This window comes from Buchnera aphidicola (Eriosoma lanigerum) (genome assembly GCF_964059125.1).
Classification (GTDB): domain Bacteria; phylum Pseudomonadota; class Gammaproteobacteria; order Enterobacterales; family Enterobacteriaceae; genus Buchnera_D; species Buchnera_D aphidicola_C.
In genome coordinates this window covers 553782-576637 of the sequence record NZ_OZ060395.1, presented here as the reverse complement: position 1 = coordinate 576637, position 22856 = coordinate 553782, and the positions used below count along the sequence as shown (strand labels likewise).

The 22856-nt window shown below is 22.4% G+C and carries 21 protein-coding genes and 1 tRNA gene; 15 read left to right on the top strand and 7 right to left on the bottom strand.

The window, feature by feature from the left end; all coding sequences use genetic code 11:
• The first annotated feature begins 78 nt into the window (after window positions 1–78).
• A complete protein-coding gene (gene trmB, locus AB4W75_RS02480; RefSeq protein ID WP_367679384.1) occupies window positions 79–801 on the top strand; it encodes a tRNA (guanosine(46)-N7)-methyltransferase TrmB in 723 nt (240 codons plus the stop codon).
• Window positions 802–875: 74 nt separating this feature from the next.
• Here trmB and hemW read toward each other — a convergent pair whose 3' ends face one another.
• The 4 genes from hemW to dnaB form a co-directional block, all read right to left on the bottom strand.
• The gene (gene hemW / locus AB4W75_RS02475; protein WP_367679383.1) at window positions 876–2009 is read right to left on the bottom strand and encodes a radical SAM family heme chaperone HemW; all 1134 of its coding nucleotides are present in this window, start codon (window positions 2007–2009) and stop codon (window positions 876–878) included.
• 95 nt (window positions 2010–2104) lie between these two features.
• The gene (gene ruvX / locus AB4W75_RS02470; protein WP_367679382.1) at window positions 2105–2515 is read right to left on the bottom strand and encodes a Holliday junction resolvase RuvX; all 411 of its coding nucleotides are present in this window, start codon (window positions 2513–2515) and stop codon (window positions 2105–2107) included.
• Window positions 2516–2623: 108 nt separating this feature from the next.
• A complete protein-coding gene (gene gshB / locus AB4W75_RS02465) occupies window positions 2624–3601 on the bottom strand; it encodes a glutathione synthase (protein WP_367679381.1) in 978 nt (325 codons plus the stop codon).
• Between the two features lie 289 nt (window positions 3602–3890).
• Window positions 3891–5288, bottom strand: a complete 1398-nt coding sequence (gene dnaB / locus AB4W75_RS02460; RefSeq protein ID WP_367679380.1) for a replicative DNA helicase — start codon at window positions 5286–5288, stop codon at window positions 3891–3893.
• A gap of 878 nt (window positions 5289–6166) precedes the next feature.
• On the opposite strand from dnaB, the gene ssb reads away from it, so the two are divergent.
• Window positions 6167–6682, top strand: a complete 516-nt coding sequence (gene ssb, locus AB4W75_RS02455; protein ID WP_367679379.1) for a single-stranded DNA-binding protein — start codon at window positions 6167–6169, stop codon at window positions 6680–6682.
• 234 nt (window positions 6683–6916) lie between these two features.
• Here the strand turns inward: ssb and bioH are convergent, their stop codons facing one another.
• Window positions 6917–7693, bottom strand: coding sequence for a pimeloyl-ACP methyl ester esterase BioH (gene bioH, locus AB4W75_RS02450; RefSeq protein ID WP_367679378.1), 777 nt, complete (start codon window positions 7691–7693; stop codon window positions 6917–6919).
• A gap of 172 nt (window positions 7694–7865) precedes the next feature.
• Between bioH and AB4W75_RS02445 the strand changes: the two genes are divergently transcribed.
• From AB4W75_RS02445 to deoD, 4 genes are all read left to right on the top strand, one after another.
• The gene (locus AB4W75_RS02445) at window positions 7866–8438 is read left to right on the top strand and encodes an NfuA family Fe-S biogenesis protein (RefSeq protein WP_367679377.1); all 573 of its coding nucleotides are present in this window, start codon (window positions 7866–7868) and stop codon (window positions 8436–8438) included.
• 576 nt (window positions 8439–9014) lie between these two features.
• Window positions 9015–10610, top strand: a complete 1596-nt coding sequence (locus AB4W75_RS02440) for a peptide chain release factor 3 (RefSeq protein WP_367679376.1) — start codon at window positions 9015–9017, stop codon at window positions 10608–10610.
• Between the two features lie 185 nt (window positions 10611–10795).
• A complete protein-coding gene (locus tag AB4W75_RS02435; RefSeq protein WP_367679375.1) occupies window positions 10796–12040 on the top strand; it encodes a phosphopentomutase in 1245 nt (414 codons plus the stop codon).
• Window positions 12041–12085: 45 nt separating this feature from the next.
• Entirely contained in the window at window positions 12086–12796 is a 711-nt protein-coding gene (gene deoD / locus AB4W75_RS02430; protein WP_367679374.1) for a purine-nucleoside phosphorylase, read from the top strand.
• Between the two features lie 90 nt (window positions 12797–12886).
• Here the strand turns inward: deoD and AB4W75_RS02425 are convergent.
• Window positions 12887–12971, bottom strand: a tRNA-Ser gene (locus AB4W75_RS02425).
• Between the two features lie 693 nt (window positions 12972–13664).
• On the opposite strand from AB4W75_RS02425, the gene aroK reads away from it, so the two are divergent.
• From aroK to trpS, 4 genes are all read left to right on the top strand, one after another.
• Window positions 13665–14207: a shikimate kinase AroK gene (gene aroK, locus AB4W75_RS02420; RefSeq protein WP_367679373.1), complete on the top strand. Its 543-nt coding sequence runs from the start codon at window positions 13665–13667 to the stop codon at window positions 14205–14207.
• A 30-nt stretch (window positions 14208–14237) separates the two neighbouring features.
• Entirely contained in the window at window positions 14238–15320 is a 1083-nt protein-coding gene (gene aroB, locus AB4W75_RS02415; protein WP_367679372.1) for a 3-dehydroquinate synthase, read from the top strand.
• 573 nt (window positions 15321–15893) lie between these two features.
• Entirely contained in the window at window positions 15894–16574 is a 681-nt protein-coding gene (gene rpe / locus AB4W75_RS02410; protein WP_367679371.1) for a ribulose-phosphate 3-epimerase, read from the top strand.
• 133 nt (window positions 16575–16707) lie between these two features.
• Window positions 16708–17721, top strand: a complete 1014-nt coding sequence (trpS, locus tag AB4W75_RS02405; RefSeq protein WP_367679370.1) for a tryptophan--tRNA ligase — start codon at window positions 16708–16710, stop codon at window positions 17719–17721.
• Between the two features lie 99 nt (window positions 17722–17820).
• Here trpS and tsgA read toward each other — a convergent pair whose 3' ends face one another.
• Window positions 17821–18990 (bottom strand): MFS transporter TsgA, encoded by a 1170-nt coding sequence (tsgA, locus tag AB4W75_RS02400; protein ID WP_367679369.1) that lies wholly within the window; start codon window positions 18988–18990, stop codon window positions 17821–17823.
• Between the two features lie 516 nt (window positions 18991–19506).
• Here tsgA and AB4W75_RS02395 point away from each other — a divergent pair.
• The 5 genes from AB4W75_RS02395 (at window position 19507) to rpsL (ending at window position 22777) form a co-directional block, all read left to right on the top strand.
• The gene (locus AB4W75_RS02395) at window positions 19507–20727 is read left to right on the top strand and encodes an acetylornithine/succinyldiaminopimelate transaminase (RefSeq protein WP_367679368.1); all 1221 of its coding nucleotides are present in this window, start codon (window positions 19507–19509) and stop codon (window positions 20725–20727) included.
• Between the two features lie 482 nt (window positions 20728–21209).
• Window positions 21210–21596 carry a sulfurtransferase complex subunit TusD gene (gene tusD, locus AB4W75_RS02390; RefSeq protein ID WP_367679367.1) on the top strand — a complete coding sequence of 129 codons (387 nt, stop codon included), beginning with the start codon at window positions 21210–21212 and terminating at the stop codon, window positions 21594–21596.
• 27 nt (window positions 21597–21623) lie between these two features.
• The gene (gene tusC / locus AB4W75_RS02385; protein WP_367679366.1) at window positions 21624–21986 is read left to right on the top strand and encodes a sulfurtransferase complex subunit TusC; all 363 of its coding nucleotides are present in this window, start codon (window positions 21624–21626) and stop codon (window positions 21984–21986) included.
• A 13-nt stretch (window positions 21987–21999) separates the two neighbouring features.
• A complete protein-coding gene (tusB, locus tag AB4W75_RS02380; protein ID WP_367679365.1) occupies window positions 22000–22290 on the top strand; it encodes a sulfurtransferase complex subunit TusB in 291 nt (96 codons plus the stop codon).
• Window positions 22291–22402: 112 nt separating this feature from the next.
• Window positions 22403–22777 carry a 30S ribosomal protein S12 gene (gene rpsL / locus AB4W75_RS02375; protein ID WP_367679364.1) on the top strand — a complete coding sequence of 125 codons (375 nt, stop codon included), beginning with the start codon at window positions 22403–22405 and terminating at the stop codon, window positions 22775–22777.
• Window positions 22778–22856 lie beyond the last annotated feature (79 nt).

Below are 22856 nucleotides of genomic sequence, written 5' to 3'. Positions count from 1 at the left end.
CATAAAATATGTATTTATAAAATATATGTATATTGAATATGTATTTTTAAATTAATCTTTTTTAATGGAATAAAAATTATGTTTCAAAATAATTCTACGTTTCAAAATAATAATAATAAAAATTATTCATCATTGTACTATAATAAGTCTACTGTTTGTAGAGGACGATTAACTAAATTTCAAAAACAATCTATTGTGAATTTATTTCCTTTTTTTGGTTTATCTTTTCAACATAAATATATTAATTTTATTGAAATATTTAATCGTGAATCTCCAATTGTTGTTGAAATTGGTTTTGGAACGGGAGATAATTTAATTAATATGGCTGTAAATTATCCAGAAAAAGATTTTTTAGGAATTGAACTATATTTGCCAGGAATAGCTGTTTGTATGCATCAAGCATATATTAGGAACATAAAAAACTTAAGAGTAATTTTTTATAATGCATTGGAAGTAATTCAATTTATGGTAAAAGATAATCAATTAAATCAAGTAAATATATTTTTTCCTGATCCATGGCCTAAAAGAAAACATCATAAAAGAAGAATGATACAAACATCTTTTATTTCTTTAATTGCAAAAAAATTATCAGATAATGGTATTTTACATATAGCTACAGATTGGAAACCATATGCTATTGAAATTATTAAATATGTTAAATATAATAATTTATTTCATCAATTATGTATACATGATTGTTATAAATTTAGTGTATATTCTCGTTTAGTTACTAAATTTGAAAAAAAAGGAAAAAACTTAGGTCATGAAATTTTTGAATTATTGTTTCAATGTATAAAATAAATTATTTATATAAAATATGATATAAATTATTATCTTATATGTGTATAAATATATCTAATTTAATTTTATGAATGTTATGTTATAAATATTTCTAATAGATTATTTAGAAATAATTTTCCTTTATTTGTGGTTTTCCAGTGTGTATTAGTTTGAATTAAATATTTATTTAGTATTGCAGTGTTAATTTCATTTTGAATATTTTTTGGATTAATTCCTGTATGTTCTTGAAATTTTTTTTTAGAAATAGGTTCAAAAATTCTAAAATGATTTAAAAAATATTCAAATATTCTATCTTTTAGTTCAACAGAATATATTTTTTCAATATATTTGCCATTCATAAATTGAACAATTTGTTTTTTTTTAATTATTCTTATAATTTTTCCATTATCATTAGTAATTTTACTATGTGCTCCGCATCCTATTCCTAAATAATCTCCATAACGCCAATAATTTAAATTATGTTTGCATTTATATCCTGTTTTAGAATATGCAGAAATTTCATATTGATGATATCCAGATTGTTTTAATAATTTATTTCCATTTTTAAAAATAGTCCATAATTTATATTCTGAAGGTAGTTTTGGTTTTTTATATTGAAATATTGTATTAGGTTCTATAGTTAATTGATACCAAGAAAGATGATTAGGAGAATATTGAATTGCTTGTTGTAGATCTGATATTCCAGATTGTATAGATTGTGTTGGTAATCCATGCATAATATCTAAATTAATATTAATCAATGGTACATTCATAGCTAATTCAATTGCTTTATGTGCTTCGAATTTGTTGTAGTTTCTACCTATTTTTTTTAATAGATCTGAATCAAAACTTTGGATACCAATAGAAATTCTATTAATTCCAGAATATTGATATTCAGGAATATATTCTATTTCTTGTATTTTAGGATTCATTTCTATAGTAATTTCTACTATATCAGATATGTTTACTATATTTTTAATATTATCAATTAAATACTTGATAGTATTTGGATGAATTAAACTAGGAGTTCCTCCACCAATAAAAATACTATTAATTATTCTATTTTTAATTAATGATGTATGTTGTTCTAAATCTTTTAATAAATGATATATATATTTTTTTTCCGGTATGATTCCTATGAGTTGATAAGAGTTAAAATCACAATAAGGACATTTTTTTAAACACCAAGGTATATGAATATATAAACTTAAAGGTGGTAATTTATTCATTTTAAATTAATAATAATTATTATTTATTATATTTATTTATATGTTAGGTATAATAATGTTATTATATATTGTAATTTCATTATGTATGAATATTTTTATATATTTTTTTGAAACCAACTTTCTAGAATAATCATAGCAGATATAGAATCTATTTTAGTTTTATCTAAAGATTTAAAACCATGTTTTTGAAATAAAATAGATTTTGCTTCTATAGTACTTAATCTTTCATCATGAAGTTTCACTTGTAAATAAAACTTAGTTTCTATTTGATTTGCAAATGTTTCAGCTTGATAGGTAATATTTTGTTTAGTTCCATCCATATTTAATGGTAGACCAACTACAATTATTTTTGGTTTCCATTCGAATAATATGTTAGTAATAATATTCCAATTTGGAATACTATGTTTTGATTGGATAGATTGTAATGGTTGAGCTGTGAAAGTTAATGTTTGCCCTATTGCTACTCCAATATTTTTTGTTCCAAAGTCAAATCCGATTATATACATAATGTGTTTTGTATTTTTATGATAATTAAATAGCATTCATTAATAATAATATAAAATATATTATAATTAAATTGTAGATTAATATAAAAATTAATTAGAATATATATATTATATTTTTTGTTTTTCATATATTTTTTTTTCTACAGCATTTAATAATAATTCTGTAATAGATATATTTTTTTCAGATTGAATTTCGCATATACCTGTTGGACTAGTCACATTAATTTCAGTTAATTTGTTACCAATAATATCTAAACCTACAAATATTAATCCTTTTTTATTTAATGTGGTTGATAATCTTTGTGTTATTTTTAAATCATGTTCATTTAATTTTTCTATTTTTCCTAAACCTCCAGCTGCTAAATTACCTCTTGTTTCTCCTGATTTAGGAATTCTAGTTAAACACCATGGAATTGCTTTTCCATCGATAATTATTATTCTTTTATCTCCATTTTTTATTTCTGGAATATAAGTTTGAGCTAAGCAAAAATTATTGTTTTTTTTGGTCATAACTTCTAAAACTACTGACACATTAGGATCAGATATAGTAAGGCGAAAAATAGAATCTCCTCCCATGGAATTAAGAGGCTTTAAAATAATATCTTTATTTTCATGTAGAAATTCTTTAATTTGATTTATTTGACTACTTACTAAAGTATTAGGAATAAGAGAAGGAAACCAGTTTGTGTATAGTTTTTCGTTACAGTCTCGCAAACTTTTTGGTTTGTTCAGTACTAATACTCCTGCTGATTCTGCAATTTCTAAAATATATGTTGCATATATAAATTGCATGTTTATAGGAGGATCTTTTCTCATAAAAATTACGTGCATAATAGATAATGCTACATGTTTTTCTTGTATAACATGAAAATGTTGTTTTTCTACTTTATTAGTTACTGTTAAAATTTTTGCTTTAGCATATGCTTGGTTGTTTTTTAAATATAAATCGTTTATTTCCATATAATAAATGGTATATTTTCTTTTTTGTGCTTCTAATAGAATCGCAAAACTAGAATCTTTTTTAATATTAATTTTAGATATTGAATCCATTATTATACCGAATTTGATATTCATTATTTTATTCACATTTTTGATTATAATGGATGTAATTGTTATATAATTAGTAATTACATAATTGTATACTATTATTAAATATAATAAATTATGTTATTAAACATTTATAACATTCAATTTTTTATTATTTAAATTTTAATATTAATTTTTTTTTAATATTATTAATTAACTTTCGTATTATACAGTATGAATTATTTAATTATTTAATTAATTTGTTTAATTTAACTTATATTATATACTATATAATATAATTTTTATGATTAATTTCATAATATGAAATTAAAATAAAATATTTTATTTTTTATTCGTAATTATATTCTGTACCTGAATAATTATCAAATCTAGACCAATGTCCATTAAATGTCAATTTAATTGTTCCCGTTGGACCATTTCTTTGTTTTCCTATAATAATTTCTGCAATTCCTTTAAAATCACTATTTTCATGATATATTTCATCTCTATAAATAAATAAAATAAGATCAGCATCTTGTTCTAATGATCCTGATTCTCTTAAATCAGAGTTGATAGGACGTTTGTCAGATCGTTGTTCTAATGAACGATTTAATTGAGATAATGCTATAATTGGAACTTCTAGTTCTTTTGCTAATGATTTTAAAGTTCTTGATATTTCAGCAATTTCTAATGTTCGATTTTCTGATAAAGAAGGAATTTTCATTAATTGTAAATAATCTACCATAATTAAACTTAATCCATGATGATCTCGATATATTCTTCTTGCTCTTGATCTTATTTCACTTGGTGTCAATCCAGAAGAATCATCAATGTAAATGTTTTTTTTCTTTAATAAAATATTAATTGTTCCTGAAATTCTGGCCCAATCTTCATCATTAAGTTGACCAGTTCGTATTTTAGTTTGATGAACACGAGATAACGAAGATAGCATACGCATCATAATTTGTTCTACTGGCATCTCTAAACTAAAAATTAAAACTGGTTTATCATATAGCATTGCTGCATTTTCACAAATATTCATAGCAAATGTTGTTTTACCCATTGATGGACGTGCTGCTATAATGATCAAATCTGATTGTTGTAAACCAGAAGTTTTTTTATTAAGATCTTGATACCCAGTGTTAATTCCTGTAATTCCATCATGTGGATTATCAAATAATTTTTCAATATTTGCAATTGTAGAATCTAATATTTCTTCTATATTTTTAGGTCCTAAATTTTTTTTAGTTCTTTTTTCAGCTATATTGAAAACACTAGATTCAGCAAAATCTAATAATTCTTCACTTTTTCTTCCTTGAGGATGATATCCAGCATACGCAATTTTGTTAGCTACAGCAATTATTTCTCTAACTATAGCTCGCTCTCTAACTATATCTGCATAAGCAATAATATTTGCAGTACTAGGCGTATTTTTTGATAATTCAGCTAAGTATGAAAATCTTCCTACTTGTTCTAATTTACCATTTTGTTCTAAAGATTCAGACAGTGTAATTAAATCAATAGGATATCCGAGATTTAATAAAGATTGCATTTCGCAAAATATTAATTGGTGTGCTTTGCTATAAAAATCTGCTATTACAACATGTTCTGATACATTATCCCATTGTTCATTATCTAACATCAATCCACCAAGTACGGATTGTTCTGCTTCTAATGAATGAGGTGGTATTGTAATATTATTTATGTTTTTTTCAGATTCTATTCTTAAAAATTTATTATCTGTCATATGAGATAAATATTAAAAATTTTTCTATAAAGGTTAATGAAATAAATGAATTATAATATTAAATAATATTTAATGAATTATTATTTATTCTTAAATAATAGTTGATTAATTATAATTTATTATGATTTTTTGTTAATATAATGTAATACTTGTTATGTTTGGATTACTATATAAAAATTATGATATATACTTGATATATATGGTAATTAATCATTCAATAGTATTGTAATATTTCTAATAATATATTTTATATAGTTAATATACTTTAGTTATTATTTTTTATCTATGTTATTTATCATATAAGATTTATATCTTATAATATATCTGTTTCTTTAATTTAAAAAACTTATTTTTAATATAGACTGTAGTCGATGTTGTATGATATTGCAATTATGATTTCATATAGAAAAAATTTTATGAATAATAAATGTTTATTTTTATAATTATTAATACTATGAATTTATTTAATTAAAATATAAATATGTAATTAATAATTTATATTTATTAGACATATATGTGTGTTGTAGTTTTTCATGTAGGTATTTGTTTTATATATTTTTTTAAGTTGTTTGTGATAAAATTTATTTTTTTTATAACTTAAAATTTAATTAATTTATAACATAATAGTATAAAATTTATAAAAACATATTTACGCTATGAAATTTTCATAATATTAATTTTTTTTTTTTTCGATTGAAAAATTATATAAAATTATTAATTATTTAGATTAATTATATAGATTTTGATCTTATATTTTGAATTTATGTATATTATATGATTAATTATATATATATATATTTTAGAATGTATACATTAAGAACCAATGAATTATTATAAGTGATATTTATTGTTATTATTTTACAGAAAGGATATCTAAGATGGCTAGTAGAGGAATAAACAAAGTTATTTTAATTGGATATTTAGGACAAGATCCAGAATTACGTTATATGCCAAATGGTAATGCTGTTGCTAATATTACTGTAGCTACTTCTGATACTTGGAAAGATAAAAATACAGGAGATTTAAAAGAAAAAACTGAATGGCATCGTATTGTATTATTTGGAAAACCAGCTGAAATTACTGGAGAATATTTAAGAAAGGGTTCTCAAGTTTATATTGAAGGTTCTTTGCAAACTAGAAAATGGCAAGATCAGAATGGAGTAGATCGTTATACTACAGAAGTAGTAGTAAATGTTTCAGGAACTATGCAAATGTTAGGTAGTAGAAATGCTAATATTATATCTTCTGTTTCTAGAAATCAAAATAATGAACAAAAAAAAATGACACAAGAAAAAAATGTATTGGAAGATGATTCATTAAATTCATATAAAGAGAAAAATTCTGTTATGAATACTTTATCACCAATAGATTTTGATGACGAAATTCCATTTTAATTTTTTATTTATGTAACAAATATAGATATATCAAACTATATTTGTTACAGTTTTTTTTTTTAAGTAATTTAGGTTACATAATATGTGTACTAAAATATAATTGTTTACTATTAATCAATGAATAATTTTTATTGATAGTATAGTAATTTTATTAACAAATTATTAATTGTAATGTATTTTCTTGATATTTATTGTGTTAATTATATTATATATAAACCAATGATTGTTGTTCTTTCAGATATTTTTAATGTAAGAATTAAATTCTAGTATGATTTTACAAAATTGTATTGATTGTGAAATAAAAGGGATATGAGCAGATTGTTCTAATGTTACTGAATAAGTATGTTTCCAGTCTCGATCTAAGATATTTTTTATTATATGAGGAACTATAGAATCAAATTTTCCATATATTCTTAATAATGGTATAGTAAATTTTTTAATTAATTTTCTTAAATCAGTATTATATAGAATATTTAAAGTTGATTCTAATGCAAGTACTGTTGGTTGTTTTTCTGATAATATCATTTTTAGTAAATATTCTATTTTTTTTTTAGAAATATACGAACCTAATTGAATAAATAAAAATTGTTTTATAGTTTTTAAATAGTTAGTTTTCATATTATTAGAAAATTCTTGTAGCAACATTGGACTAATTCCAGGCCAATAGTTATCTTTAATAAAGTATGGTGAAGAACAAACAGTAATAATACCTATTATATTATCGGGATAAGTCAATGCTATTTTGCAAGCTATTAAACCACCAAGTGACCATCCTAATAAAATGGATTTATGTGGAATATTCAAATATAAATAATTTATTATTTCGTCAATGGTCATGTTGTTATATTGATAGTTCTTTCCAAATCCAGGCAAATCAATTAAATGTAATTTAAAATAAGGTTTCAGGAAAGGAATAACTGAATACCATATTTTTGAATTCATTCCCCATCCATGTAATAATACAAGGTTAGTATCTCCAGTTCCCATGGTAATTTTAATTAACTTTTTCATTTTTTTTTATATATATAAATATTATATGTATATGTAATAGTGTAATGCACTTTTATTGAATTTATGATCATATAAATTTTATATTATATTTTTATTAAATATTTTGAATATTGTGTTTATGTTATTGATCAGTTAATATAGAAATATTTTACATATAACTTTTATTCTTATTATGATTTATATTTCAGAACTAGCAGAAGAATATTTTCGAAAATTATTACTTAAAGAAGAAAAAGGTACTCAAATTCGAGTATTTGTAGAACATGTAGGTACTAATTATGCTGAAGGGAAAGTTACATATTGTTTAAAAGATGAGATACAATCATCAGATAATGTATTTCACTATTGTGGTTTTAGTATATATATTGATAAAAAGTATTTACCTTATTTAAAGAATGCTGAAATTGATTTGATTATAGATAATTTAGAAGAAAGATTAACTTTAAAAGCTCCATATGCAAAGAATATTATAATTCCAGGAAATTTATTACAAAATAGAATAGAAGAGTTTTTAGAATATAGAATTAATCCTCAATTATTATCACATGGAGGCAAGGTAACATTAATTAAAGTTAACACTAAAGGTTATGTAATATTACAATTTAGTGGTGGTTGTAATGGTTGTTCAATGGTTAAATTAACTTTAAAAGAAGGTATTGAAAAAACGTTATTATTAGAGTTTCCTGAATTAAAAGGAGTACAAGATGTTACAGAACATCAACATGGAATACATTCTTTTTATTGAAAATATTAGAATTTATATATTTAATATATCGTATATTATTTAAATTTAATATCATTCTAATAAATATATTTGTAATTTTTTAAAAATTGTTTTAATAAATATTGATTTATTATAATAATTTTATATAAGTCAATATAATTATTGTATAATTTAATATGGATTTTTTTATCTTTAATATTTTATATTATATTAAATTAATTATATTAATTAGTTATTAACTATGATATATATCATCAATGATATTAATCATTTATGTGAACTTAGATATATAGACATTTTTATAGATTTACATATATGTAATGATTAATTTGAATATATATTAATTTAGAAATTTTCATTATTATTAATAAAATAAAGTGTTAATATATGTACATATATAACATGAATTATCGTATAATATTTTATTATTATCATTTAAATATATATGTTTACAACAATATGTATGAAATTTATGTAAAAAAAATTGATATTTTATATCATTATTAATGTATTTTATTGATAATTTTAGTGAAAAAATATGTTGTTTTTGTAATTTTATTTCACAAATGTTTAATTTTAATAAGAAGATTGCTATGAATGAATAGTATTAATTTTATGGAAATTCAAAAACGACGTACTTTTGCTATTGTTGCTCATCCAGATGCTGGAAAAACTACTATAACTGAAAAAATTTTATTTTTAGGAAATGTCATTCACTCTACCGGAACTGTTAAAGCTAAAAAATCTGGTAAATATGTTAAATCTGATTGGATGAAAATTGAACAAGAAAGAGGTATTTCTATAACTAGTTCAATTATGCAATTTAATTATGATAATTATTTTATTAATTTATTAGATACTCCTGGTCATGAAGATTTTTCAGAAGATACTTATAGAATTTTAACAGCTGTAGATTGTTGTCTTATGGTGATTGATGCTGCTAAAGGAATTGAAACAAGAACAAAAAAATTAATGCACATTATTGAACAACAAAATACTCCAATTGTTGTTTTTATTAATAAATTAGATCGTAACAGTAAAAATCCTATAGAATTATTAGATGAAATAGAATCAAAATTGAAAATAACATGTATACCAATAACATGGCCTATTGGTATTGGTTCTAGATTTTATGGTATTTATCATTTTATCCATTCAGAAATATATATTTATAAGTTAAAAGCAAGAAATTATAATAAAAAAGATGAGGTTATTAAATTATCTGATATATATGATAAGCTATTAGATCAATATATAGGTGTTACTGAAGCAAAAATTTTAAGAGAAGAAATTGAATTAATTAATATATCGTATTGTAAATTCAATAAAAAAGATTTTGTTAATAGGATAACAACACCTGTTTTTTTTGGAAGTGCATTATGTGATATTGGTATTATCGATATGTTCAATTTTTTAGTATATTACGGACCTAGTCCAAAATATAAATCTACTGACATACGTATTGTTCAACCGGAAGAAAAGCATTTCACTGGATTTGTTTTTAAAATACAAGCTAACATGGATTTAAAGCATCGTGATCGAATTGCTTTTGTTAGAATTGTTTCAGGAAAATATTATAATGGAATTAAATTACAACATGTTCGTACAGGATCTAAAATTATTGTACATAAGGCTATGAGATTTTTATCAGGAGATAGAAAGATTGTAGAAGATAGTGCGTATCCTGGAGATATTATTGGAATTTATAATCATGGTTCTGTTTTTATTGGAGATACATTTACTGAAGGTGAAATAATAAATTTTATTGGAATTCCTTATTTTTCACCAGAAATTTTTCGTTTAATTTGTTTAAAATATCCTTTACAGAAAAAACAATTATATAAAGGTTTATCTCAATTATCTGAAGAAGGTGCAATACAAATATTTCGACCAATAACTAATAATAATTTAATTATAGGTGTAATCGGAATATTACAGTTAGATATTGTTGTTGAACGATTAAGAATAGAATATAAAATAGAAGTTATTTACAAAAATATTAGTATAGTAGCAATTAGATGGATTGTTTCCAATGATGTATTACAGTTGAAAACATTTAAAGATAAATATAAAAATAATTTAGCTTTAGATAATAATAATCATTTAGTATATCTAGTTCCAAGCTTTTTTAATTTGAGTCTTATAATAGATAAACATCCAAATATTATATTTAATAAAATTAGAGAAAATTAATATATTAATTATAAATTTATTAATAGAATGTATAATTAAATATATTTAAATAATAGTAAAATGTATGAATAACATTAATAATTTTTAATAATTCAATTGATAACATTATAATTTGATATATTTATTATATTTTTAATCAATCATGATGATATTATATCAAGATAACATTTTTTAGAGTATTCTATATGAATAGAGTTTTTATTATGTTATTAGATTCATTTGGAATAGGTTCTTGTAAAGATTCAAATCAATTTGGTGATGAAGGAGCAAACACTTTTGGACATGTTAATGAAAGTTGTTTTTTGGGATTAGCTAATTGTAACAGAAATGGAAATTTATATATTCCTAATTTAACAGCATTAGGTTTAGGGAAATTAATATACGAATTAACTAAAATATATCCTGTAGGATTAAATAGATATGAAAATACAATAGGTAGCTATGCTTATGCTAGTCCTATTTCTATGGATAAAGATACTTTATCAGGTCATTTAGAAATTATGGGTATACCTAGTTTTAAGCCATGGGATAAATTTATTGAAAAAAAAAATAGTCTTCCTGAATCATTAGTAAATCATATTATTAAAGAATCGAATATTGATGGAATACTTGGTAATTGCCATGCATCGGGAACAACAATAATACAGAAATTTTTTGAAGAACATATTCAAACGAATAAACCTATTTTTTATACTTCATCGGATTCTGTTGTGCAAATTGCATGTCATGAAACAGTATTTGGTTTGAATAATTTGTATTGTTTATCTAGTATTGTGCGTAAAATTTTAGATAAAAGAAAATATAATATAGGAAGAGTAATAGCTAGACCATTTATTGGCAATAGTATTAAAAATATTAAAAGAACTAATAATAGAAAAGATTTTTCAGTAGTACCTAGTGAAATAAATGTAATGGAAAAATTAATTATAGAAAAACAAGGTGAAGTTATTGGAATTGGGAAAATAACTGATATTTTTTCTGGAGTAGGAATAACTAAGACAATAGTTGCTAATGGATTATCAGATTTATTAGAGAAAACAACATATGCAATTAAAATATCTAAAAAAAATTCAATTGTTTTTACTAACTTTTCAGATTTTGATTCTTTATGGGGGCATAGAAGAGATGTATCTGGTTATGCACAAGGTTTAGAATTTTTCGATTTAAAATTGTTGGATATCATTAATCAAATTACAGATTCAGATTTATTAATTGTAACAGCTGATCACGGATGTGATCCTACTTGGAAAGGTTTTGATCATACTCGTGAATTTATTCCAATTTTGTTATATAGTCCTATTTTTTCAAGTAAATTTTTAGGTTATCGTAATAGTTTTTCGGATATAGCTCAAACAATTGCTCATTTTTTTTCTCTTTCTAATATGAAATATGGTAAAAGTATGATTAATGAAAATACTAAATGTTATTAGTTATATTAAAGTATCATTGTTTAAATATAGGAAAAATTAATTAGAATGACCATTCATATTAATGCCAATTTATATGATTTTTCTGATTTAGTATTAATGCCTGGTGATCCTAAAAGGGCAAAATATATAGCAGAAAAATATTTACAGAGTAGTATTTTAGTTAGTAATATTCGATCTATGTTGGGATTTACTGGTTATTACAAAAATCGTAAAGTTTCAGTTTTAAGTCATGGAATTGGAATACCTTCATGTTCTATTTATGTATATGAATTGGTAACGTTTTTTAATGTAAAAAAAATTATTCGAGTAGGAACATGTGGAACAGTCAATAACAAGATAAATTTAAGAGATATTATTGTGGGTGTAGGAGCCTGTACAGATTCTAAAGTGAATAGAATAAAATTCCATGATTATGATTTTTCTGCTATAGCTGATGTGGGCATGTTGTTAAACATGATTAACATTGCAAAAAAAATTAAAATAAAAATACTTACTGGAAATTTGTTTAGTACTGATTTGTTTTATTGTACACATGACGATACAAGGTTAAAATTAATAGAAAAATTCAATATTTTAGGAATTGAAATGGAGACTGCTGGAATATATGGATTATCAGCAGAATTAGGTTTTAAAGCATTGTCTATTTGTACTGTTTCGGATCATTTAAAAAGAAAAGAAACAATTTCTTCTCAAGATAGGGAAAACTCTTTTGATGATATGATATTACTAGCATTAGAATCTATTGTATTAGATTAAATCAAATCTAATATATTATGTAATTATAGTTATAATTGATTAATAAAAAATATTGTTATCATGAATGATATTAATTAATATAAACTATTTTGGTGAGAAAGGGATTCGAACCCTTGATACGTTTCCGTATACACGCTTTCCAGGCATGCTCTTTAAGCCTCTCGGACATCTCACCATAATCAATTTAATTTGTGATCTTTTCTTATTAATAATTTTATTATTAATTCATTGTATTTTAAAATATTCTATTATAATTTTTTTAAAATATTGTAATACTATTTAATTTATTAATTATTTTTTATCAAATATATTTATTTTATTATTTTTAATTTTATTATTAAATTTTAAAAAATATTACCATGTATTAATGTAATATACAAATAATTATTTTTATAAACACGTTATATGTACAATCCATTTAATATATTGTATGAATATAGAATTCTATAATTAATTTTAAATTAATAAAATTAATTTTAAAGTTATATTTATAGTATAAAATTATTTATTTATAATATTTTTATGAATACTATGATTTATATTAATTTTTATGATTTTAGTTATAGAATATTATTTATTCCAAATATTTTATTATTAAATTATTGATGTATAGTTTAGTTGTGTATTTTATTTAAATTATATTGATATATTTTCATTTCATGTTTATGAATTATTAATATAAAAATAATATATTTATTCTTGTATATTATATAAAATAATTCTATTTTGTGTAATACATATATATTATGTGTATAATATGTATCAGTATTAATAATTATTTTAATTTATTTCAATATATATTTTATATCCTACCAGCTTTATATTTTATTGCTGGACATCATTCACAAATTATTAAAATAATAAAACAATGGCAGAAAAACGAAATATTTTTCTAGTAGGTCCTATGGGAGCCGGAAAAAGTACTATAGGAAAACAATTAGCTCAACAACTTAATATGGAATTTTATGATTCAGATCAAGAAATTGAACGTCGTACTGGAGCAGATATTAGCTGGGTTTTCGATGTTGAAGGAGAAATAGGTTTTCGTGATCGAGAAGAAAAAATTATTCATGAATTAACAGAAAAACAAGGTATCATATTAGCTACTGGAGGTGGATCAATTCAATCTAAGGAGACAAGAAATAGACTTTCTTCACGAGGAATTGTTATTTATTTAGAAACTAGTATTGAAAAACAGTTAATTAGAACTAAAAGAGATAAAAATAGACCATTATTACAGGTAGATAATAAAGAATCATCTACACGTTTAATATTAGAACAATTAGCATATAATAGAAATCCTTTGTATGAAGATATTGCTGATTTAAGAATTAGTACTGATCATAAAAGTGCAAAATCTGTTTCAAATTTTATTATTCAAATTTTAGAAAAAAATAATCATATAAATTAGTTAAATTAATAAGGTTGATAGACAAATAAAGTGGAAAAAATTAAAGTAACATTAGGAAAAAGAAGTTATCCAATTATAATAGGATCTTCTGTATTAGAACATGATTCAATTTTTTATCCTTTACAGTCAGGTGAACAAGCTATGCTTGTTACAAATAAAACTTTGGCTAATTTATGGAAAGATCAATTGTTATATGAATTACGTAAATCTGGGATAAAAGTTGATCAAGTAATTTTATCAGATGGAGAACAATATAAAACTATTAATGAAATGGAAGTAATTATTTCAGCTTTATTAGAAAAACAACATAGTCGAGATACTACTTTAATAGCGTTAGGTGGAGGAGTAATAGGAGACATAACTGGATTTGCTGCTTCTATTTATCAAAGGGGAGTGCGTTTTATTCAAATACCAACTACTTTGTTATCTCAAGTAGACGCATCTGTTGGAGGTAAAACTGGTGTTAATCATATTTTAGGAAAAAATATGATAGGTACTTTTTGGCAACCATCGTCTGTTATTATTAATTTAAATTATTTAAGTACTCTATCTTCTACTGAACTTATATCAGGATTAGCTGAAGTTATTAAGTATGCTATTATATTTGATTCAAAATTTTTTTCTTGGATAGAAGATAATTTACATTTGTTGTTGATTTTACAAGAAAAAGAAATTACATATTGTATTAAAAAATGTTGTGAAATTAAATCTAAAATTATTTCTTTAGACGAGAGAGAATCAAATTTACGTGCTATTTTAAATTTGGGACATACTTATGGTCATGCAATTGAATCTCATTCTGGATATGGGAGTTGGTTGCATGGAGAAGCAGTATCAGTTGGTATTGTTATGTCGGCTCGTACTTCAGAAATGCTTGGATATTTAAAAAATAGAGATACTAAACGTATTATTAATTTACTTACTAGGGCAGGATTACCAACTCGTGGACCAAAAAACATGCCTCCTTCATCATATTTACCATATATTATGAGAGATAAAAAAGTTATTTCTGGTACAGTGAGATTAATATTACCTATTAGTATAGGGCAAGCTAGAATACAAAATGCTGTAGATAAAAATATTATTTTAGCAGCAATTAAGGAATGTCAATAATTTTTGTAAAATGATATTTATAAATCAATTTAATAATAGTTAATAATTTTTCTAATAATAATTATAAATATTATTTTTTGATACTGACTTATGCATGATTGTATATGGTAATATGTATTACAAATGATTATAGTACAGATTTATTATATATAATTATAAAAATTATATAAATTTCTATAAGAGAAAATATAATTTGTATATATACAATTATTTATATATGCAATTATAGAAAGTCATGAATATTAAGAATCAAATTAGCAATATTTTTATTGTATAATTAGTATTAAAAATGAAAAGGTGTCAATTTTCAACTTTTAATTAAAAATTATATTTTTTGAAATTGTTGTATTGCACCTTTTCTTTCTTTTATTAATTTAAATTAATTTCAATATAAAGTTGTAATTTTTTATCAATACTTGTTTATTAATATTATTGTTATATTGAATTAAATACTGTAATAGTAGAATAACACAATTTAAATTATTTATTATTTGTTGAAGATTATTTTTAGTTGATATTAATAATAGTATATATTACAAAAATATTTTCATTTTTAAAATATTGGAGAGAATTATGAATCAGTTTTTGTTAGCTCCTTCTATTTTATCAGCTGATTTTGCTCGATTAGGTGAAGATGTTTCTAGAGCTTTATCTGCAGGAGGAGATATGATTCATTTTGATGTTATGGATGGACATTATGTTAATAATTTAACTATGGGCCCAATGATATTAAAATCTCTTCGAAATTTTAATATTCAAGTTCCAATTGATGTTCATTTAATGACAAAACCTGTAGATTCATTTATTCCTTCTTTTGCAGATGCTGGAGCGAATTTTATTACTTTTCATCCTGAAGCCACTAATCACATAGATAACACAATTAATTTAATTAAAACATGCGGTTGTAAAGCAGGTTTAAGTTTAAATCCTTCTACTTCTATACATTATTTAGATTATATATTAGATAAGTTAGATATGATTGTATTAATGACAGTAAATCCTGGTTTTAGCAATCAAAATTTAATACCTTCTATAATTCCGAAAATTAGAAATGTTCGAAAAATTATTGATACAAGTAATTTTGATATTTTGTTGGAAGTAGACGGTGGAATTAAAGTTGATAATATATTAGATATTGCATTGGCTGGAGCTAATGTCTTTGTTTTAGGATCGGTTTTATTTGATAGTATAGATTATACTATAGTATTAAATAAGATACGATCAAAATTATCATTATGTTTAAATAATTTTTAAAATTATTTACAGTTTATTTAAGTATTTTATTAATATATAAAAATACTGAAATAATTATATAAAAAATAATATTTATTTAATCATAAATTTTAGTATATTTTATTTTTAAAATATTATAATACAGGAATGAATAATGAGTAGTAAAAAAAAAATTCTATTTAGTGCTATACAACCCTCCGGTATGCTTACTCTTGGTAATTATATCGGAGTATTGAGTGATTTAGTTAATATACAAAGAAATTATAGTTGTTTATTTTGTGTTGCTGATTTGCATGCAATCACTGTTAGAAGAAATCCGAGTGTATTATATAATTCTATTTTTGATATTATAGCTATATATTTAGCGTGTGGTTTAGATCCTAATCGATCTATTTTATTTGTCCAATCTCATGTTTATGAGCATGCACAATTAAGTTGGATATTAAATTGTTATAGTTACATTGGTGAATTATCAAGAATGACTCAATTTAAAAATAAGTCTTTACAATTTTCTAAAAACATTAATTCTGGTTTATTAAATTATCCAGTATTGATGGCTTCTGATGTATTATTATATCAAACTAATGTAATATTAGTAGGAGCAGATCAAAAACAGCATTTAGAATTAATACATGATATAGTATTTCGTTTTAATAAATTGTATGGAAATTTATTTGTATTACCTACTTCATTAGCATCATTAACTGGTTCAAAAATCATGTCTTTACTAGATCCAAATAAAAAAATGTCTAAATCAGAACCTAATCACAATAATACTATTTTTCTATTAGAAGAACCATCTTCTATTATAAAAAAAATAAAACAAGCTAAAACTGATTCTGATCAACCTTCTTCTATTATTTATGATCAAGAAAAAAAACCAGGAATATCAAATTTACTAAATATTTTTTCTATTTTTTCAGGACTGTCTATTACAGATTTAGAACATCAATATTGTGATAAAATTTATAGTGAATTTAAACGTGATATATCTGAATTAGTAGCAGAAAAGTTATATTTATTACAACAACAATATTTTGATTTTCGAAAAAATGAAGATTATTTACAGGATATTATCAATATTGGAGCAAAAAAAGCTAGATTACAAGCTCAAATAACACTAAATAAGGTATATCAATCTATTGGTTTACCGGTTAAATATTATTAGTTTTAATTTGTATTATTTAACCGGATTAACTTATAAAGTTAAGCTTAGTTTTGAATGTATATTTATAATAATTCGTATATGTAATATTATTAATATTAATTAATATTTTTTATGAACGGTAAAAAAACCTAATAATATCGATAATAAAAAAACTATAGTATATAATATATTAGATGTTATTAATGTTGCGTATATTCCTGCTTTTTCTACAATGAAACCTGTAACAATAAATGTTAATAATGTACCTATTGTACCGGATATTAATATTAAATTAATGTTTTTGTTAGATGGTATATTTGTTTGTAATGATGATAAAGTTATAATTATTGTATAAATAGCACTAGAAAAAAAACCTAGTAGTGCAATAATCCAATTTAATTGCACTATATTATTGTTATTAATAAATAGATACATAAGTATAGTAGATATACCTGTTAGTACTGATAACAATTTTTGGATATCAAATAATTTTAATATAATACTAAAGAACCACATTCCTATCATATATGCCATCCAAAAACTGCTAACTAATTTTCCTGCATGATTAATTGTTATATGCATTTTTTGTATAATATATTCTGGTATCCATGAAATAAATCCTAATTGTCCTAAAATATAACATGTAGCTGATATAGAGAGTAATATTACACTAATTTTGGTATGGTAGTTTTGTATGAAAGTATAATTTTTTTGATTTGAAAAATTTAATTTTGAAAAATTAGTACTTATAGTAATAATAAATATTATAAAATAAATTATTCCAATTAAAATATACATCCAATACCATGGTTTGTTATTAGAAATTATTCTGCTACTAATTAAAGGAAATATCATTCCAGCCATACTAAAGAACGAATCAGTAATTAATAATACAGTAGCTCGATTTTTATTGTTATATAAAGAAGAGATCAAGTAAGTACTAATCGACATTGTTATTCCACTTACTATTCCAAATAAGAATATGCTTATTCCAAATATGATTAGGTTGTTGGTATATATCATACCTATTATTGCAATAATAATTAATATAAATCCTGAGTATATTTGAATTTTTATAGACATATTTTTTATTAGCCAAAAATTAAGAAATATGGCAATTAAAATTCCAGAATTTAAAAAAGTAAAAGTATGACTAATGCTAGCAATTGAAGTTTTAAAATATTTTGCAATGTTACCCATGATCATTCCAGTAACAATAACCAATGATCCTGTAAAAAAATAAGAAAAAAAACTAATTAAAGTTATTTTAATATGATTGATTAATGTCATTATTTTTTTTTAACCTATGATGTTATAAGAACTTAAGGTTAGTGTTTTTTGACATAATATCTAAATATTGTTTAGATATAAAATATTTTTTATTTTTTTTATTAATTTTTTAAATAAAATGATAAAAAAATAGTTATTGACTTTAATTAAAAAAAATAATTTTTAATATGTTTTGTTTTTATTATAATGATTTTAATTTTGGTAAAGATTATATCTTTATTATTTAAAATATATATTAGTATTTAAAACTACATTAATTATATCAATTAATGGTATATAAATTGAGATATAATGTATTTTAAAGTTTTACTAATATATTATAATTTACAATATAATTAAGTTATATTTTTATATAATAGTCTTGGACTAATATAATTAAATTATTATTTTAAATAAGAAAATAGATTTTCTGTCATAACTATAAAAATATATGAGAATATTAATTAATTTTTATATATAGATATCAAATAATTTTGTATTTTAATGAAAATATGTTTTATATATAGAAGAATAAAAATGAAACTAACAGAAAATAAGTTTAATAGAAATATGTTTAGTAGTTTTATGATTCCGTTTTATAGCCCTACACATTTTATACCTGTTTTAGGTAAGGGAAGTCTTATATTTGATCAATTTGGAAAAGAATATATTGATTTTTCTGGTGGTATTGCTGTTACATCATTGGGACATTGTCATTCTAAATTAGTTAAAACTTTAAAACAACAAAGTAGTAAATTATGGCATGTGAGTAATTTATGTATTAATGAACCTGCTTTGCAACTAGCAAAAAAATTAATTGATATTAGTTTTAAATCTAAAGTTTTTTTTTCTAATTCAGGAGCAGAAGCTAATGAAGCTGCTTTTAAAATAGCTCGTTATTATTCTAATAAAAAGTATAATACTTATAAAAATAAAATTATTTCTTTTGTAAATTCTTTCCATGGTCGAACATTTTTTACTGTTTCTGTCGGTGGACAATTTAAGTACTCAGATGGTTTTGGACCAAAACCTCCAGATATTATTCATGTTCCTTTTAATAATTTAAAAGCTGTAGAGTCTGTAATTGATGATCATACTTGTGCAATTGTTGTAGAACCAATTCAAGGAGAAGGGGGAATTGAAGTAGCTAATACAGATTTTATGTTAGGATTACGTTATTTATGTGATAAATATCAAGCATTATTAGTTATAGATGAAGTGCAAACCGGAATGGGAAGAACTGGAAAATTATTTGCTTATGAACATTATGGAATAAAACCTGATATTTTAACTTTAGCTAAATCACTAGGTGGAGGTTTTCCAATTGGTGCTATGTTAGCTAGTCATACAGTAGTAGATACTATTGAAGTAGGAATACATGGTAGTACTTATGGTGGAAATCCATTAGCATGTTCAGTAGCAAATACAGTTTTAGATATAATTAATACACCAAAAGTATTATTAGGTGTAGAACGTAAATTCAAAATATTTCAGAAAGAGTTAACAATTATTAATAATAAATTTAATTTATTTAGTAAAATTAAAGGTAAAGGATTATTAATTGGTTTAGAAATGAAATCAGATTATGTACCGTATATTAATCGTTTAATTCAAGTATCAGCTGAAGAAGGAATAATTATATTGAAAGCAGGAGAAAATGTTATTCGTTTTGCTCCTTCTTTAATTATAAAAAATATAGATATTTATAGAGGAATAATTCGTTTTAAAAAAGCATTAAAACGAGTTTTTTGTATTTAGATTCTTATGTATTTATATATAAAAATTTTATTTATATAAATATATAATATATGATTAAATAATCAATTTATATATATAGAAATATATTAGATATGTATTGTATTTTTGCATAATTTTTTATTTACGATTTAAAATATAATTAATAATAATCAGATTTGATTACGAATGGAATATATGATGCAATATTATAAATGAGTATATTTTTTTTTTAAATCTTGCAGTACAACATATTTAATATAAATAATTTTATATATATTTTTATATAACATTACAAAACATGAATTTATATTCATATTCAAAAAATATATATTATTTTAAATAATATAAATTAAATATAATTATATTGTTGCTATTAAAAAATATGTTATGTTTGTAGTTTTATTAATTTAATTATCAATTTAATTAAAAATCATATAAATTATTATTTAATTAACAATATAGTGATAAACTTTACATAAAAAAGATGTACTGGTGGTGGTATGATGAAATATGTCATTATTGTTATGTCATCTCCATATGGTGGTGAAAAATCTCGTAGTGCTTTTTTATTTTCTAATAATTTATTATCGTTAGGTCATACTATAGATATTGTTTTTTTTTATAGTCATGGTGTGTTAAATGCAAATAGTATGATATATGTAGCGAATGATGATTGTAATATTTTGCATGAATGGGAAAAATTACATCAAAATTTTCAAGTTCCATTACATATTTGTATTAATTCTTCTTTAAAACGTGGTTTGATTAATCATAAACAATCTGTAATGTTAGAGTATAAAAGAAGTCACATCAGTAGTTGTTTTATACTATCAGGATTTATGGAGTTATTCCATGCTATACAAAAAACTGATCGAGTTATACAATTTTAATATTGATCTTTGTTTTTCTTAAATGTTATGAAAAAATCTATTGCATTTATATTTTCCCATGCACCGTATGGTACTAGTATAGGACTAGAAGGAGTAGATGCAGTTTTATCTGCATCGTTAGTATTAAAAAAAATTGGACTGTTTTTTATTGGAGATGGAGTATTCCAATTAATTCCTAACCAACAACCAAAACAAATTTTATTACGTAATTATGTTTCTGCACTATTACTATTACCTACATATGGAGTGAAAACGATTTATTGTTGCAATAAATCTTTAGAAGATAGAGGATTATCTAGTACTTCTATATTATTATTAAAAGTGAAATATTTAGATATTATTAATTTTTATAAATATATTAATTCTTATGATTTTATTCTGAATTTTTAAGGAATACTATAGTATGTTACACATGCTTATCAATTCTCCTTTTCATTGTAATATAAATTTGCTTGCAAAGATGATAAGTGTAGATGATGATTTTATTGCTTTACAAGATGGAGTGTTAATTTCTGTACAAAATAATATTTTTTTAAAAAAATTACATTTTCCTTTAATAGAGAAATTATATGTATTACGAGAAGACATTATAGCTCGTGGTTTAAGTTTACATATATCATCATTATTTTCTGTAGTAAATTATAATTACTTTATTAATTTAACTGTTAAGCATAACAAACAAATAAATTGGTAGTATTTTAATTATTTTTATTAATAATTTTATATTTATTATAGTTAATGTAATAACATATTATTTTTTATATTTTTAAAACATTTTAGTTAAATTTATTTAATTAGGAATAAGTATGTCAACAGTTAATCAGTTAGTTCGTAGACCTAGATTAAAAAAAATAATGAAAAGTGATGTTCCTGCTTTAACAGGATCTCCTCAAAAAAGAGGAGTATGTATTCGAGTATATACTACCACTCCAAAAAAACCAAATTCTGCTTTACGAAAAGTGTGTAGAGTACGATTAACTAATGGTTTTGAAGTTACCTCATATATTGGAGGTGAAGGACATAATTTACAGGAACATTCTGTAATTTTAATACGAGGAGGTAGAGTTAAAGATCTTCCTGGTGTTAGATATCATGTCGTTCGTGGAGCTTTAGATTGTGCAGGAGTAAAAGAAAGAAAAACTAGTAGATCAAAATATGGGGTCAAAAAAATAAAAAAATAAATTAAATATATATTTTGATTATCTTATGAGTGTTATATAAATTATTATTATTTTAAGAAAAATTGGTTAAGGATTAATT

What these genes read in the sequence shown, in the direction of transcription:
- trmB (WP_367679384.1), top strand. Translation starts at nt 79, where the DNA reads ATGTTTCAAAATAATTCTACGTTTCAAAATAATAATAATAAAAATTAT.
- hemW (WP_367679383.1), bottom strand. Translation starts at nt 2,009, where the DNA reads ATGAATAAATTACCACCTTTAAGTTTATATATTCATATACCTTGGTGT.
- ruvX (WP_367679382.1), bottom strand. Translation starts at nt 2,515, where the DNA reads ATGTATATAATCGGATTTGACTTTGGAACAAAAAATATTGGAGTAGCA.
- dnaB (WP_367679380.1), bottom strand. Translation starts at nt 5,288, where the DNA reads ATGACAGATAATAAATTTTTAAGAATAGAATCTGAAAAAAACATAAAT.
- ssb (WP_367679379.1), top strand. Translation starts at nt 6,167, where the DNA reads ATGGCTAGTAGAGGAATAAACAAAGTTATTTTAATTGGATATTTAGGA.
- bioH (WP_367679378.1), bottom strand. Translation starts at nt 7,693, where the DNA reads ATGAAAAAGTTAATTAAAATTACCATGGGAACTGGAGATACTAACCTT.
- AB4W75_RS02445 (WP_367679377.1), top strand. Translation starts at nt 7,866, where the DNA reads ATGATTTATATTTCAGAACTAGCAGAAGAATATTTTCGAAAATTATTA.
- AB4W75_RS02440 (WP_367679376.1), top strand. Translation starts at nt 9,015, where the DNA reads ATGAATAGTATTAATTTTATGGAAATTCAAAAACGACGTACTTTTGCT.
- AB4W75_RS02435 (WP_367679375.1), top strand. Translation starts at nt 10,796, where the DNA reads ATGAATAGAGTTTTTATTATGTTATTAGATTCATTTGGAATAGGTTCT.
- deoD (WP_367679374.1), top strand. Translation starts at nt 12,086, where the DNA reads ATGACCATTCATATTAATGCCAATTTATATGATTTTTCTGATTTAGTA.
- aroK (WP_367679373.1), top strand. Translation starts at nt 13,665, where the DNA reads ATGGCAGAAAAACGAAATATTTTTCTAGTAGGTCCTATGGGAGCCGGA.
- rpe (WP_367679371.1), top strand. Translation starts at nt 15,894, where the DNA reads ATGAATCAGTTTTTGTTAGCTCCTTCTATTTTATCAGCTGATTTTGCT.
- trpS (WP_367679370.1), top strand. Translation starts at nt 16,708, where the DNA reads ATGAGTAGTAAAAAAAAAATTCTATTTAGTGCTATACAACCCTCCGGT.
- tsgA (WP_367679369.1), bottom strand. Translation starts at nt 18,990, where the DNA reads ATGACATTAATCAATCATATTAAAATAACTTTAATTAGTTTTTTTTCT.
- AB4W75_RS02395 (WP_367679368.1), top strand. Translation starts at nt 19,507, where the DNA reads ATGAAACTAACAGAAAATAAGTTTAATAGAAATATGTTTAGTAGTTTT.
- tusD (WP_367679367.1), top strand. Translation starts at nt 21,210, where the DNA reads ATGAAATATGTCATTATTGTTATGTCATCTCCATATGGTGGTGAAAAA.
- tusC (WP_367679366.1), top strand. Translation starts at nt 21,624, where the DNA reads ATGAAAAAATCTATTGCATTTATATTTTCCCATGCACCGTATGGTACT.
- tusB (WP_367679365.1), top strand. Translation starts at nt 22,000, where the DNA reads ATGTTACACATGCTTATCAATTCTCCTTTTCATTGTAATATAAATTTG.
- rpsL (WP_367679364.1), top strand. Translation starts at nt 22,403, where the DNA reads ATGTCAACAGTTAATCAGTTAGTTCGTAGACCTAGATTAAAAAAAATA.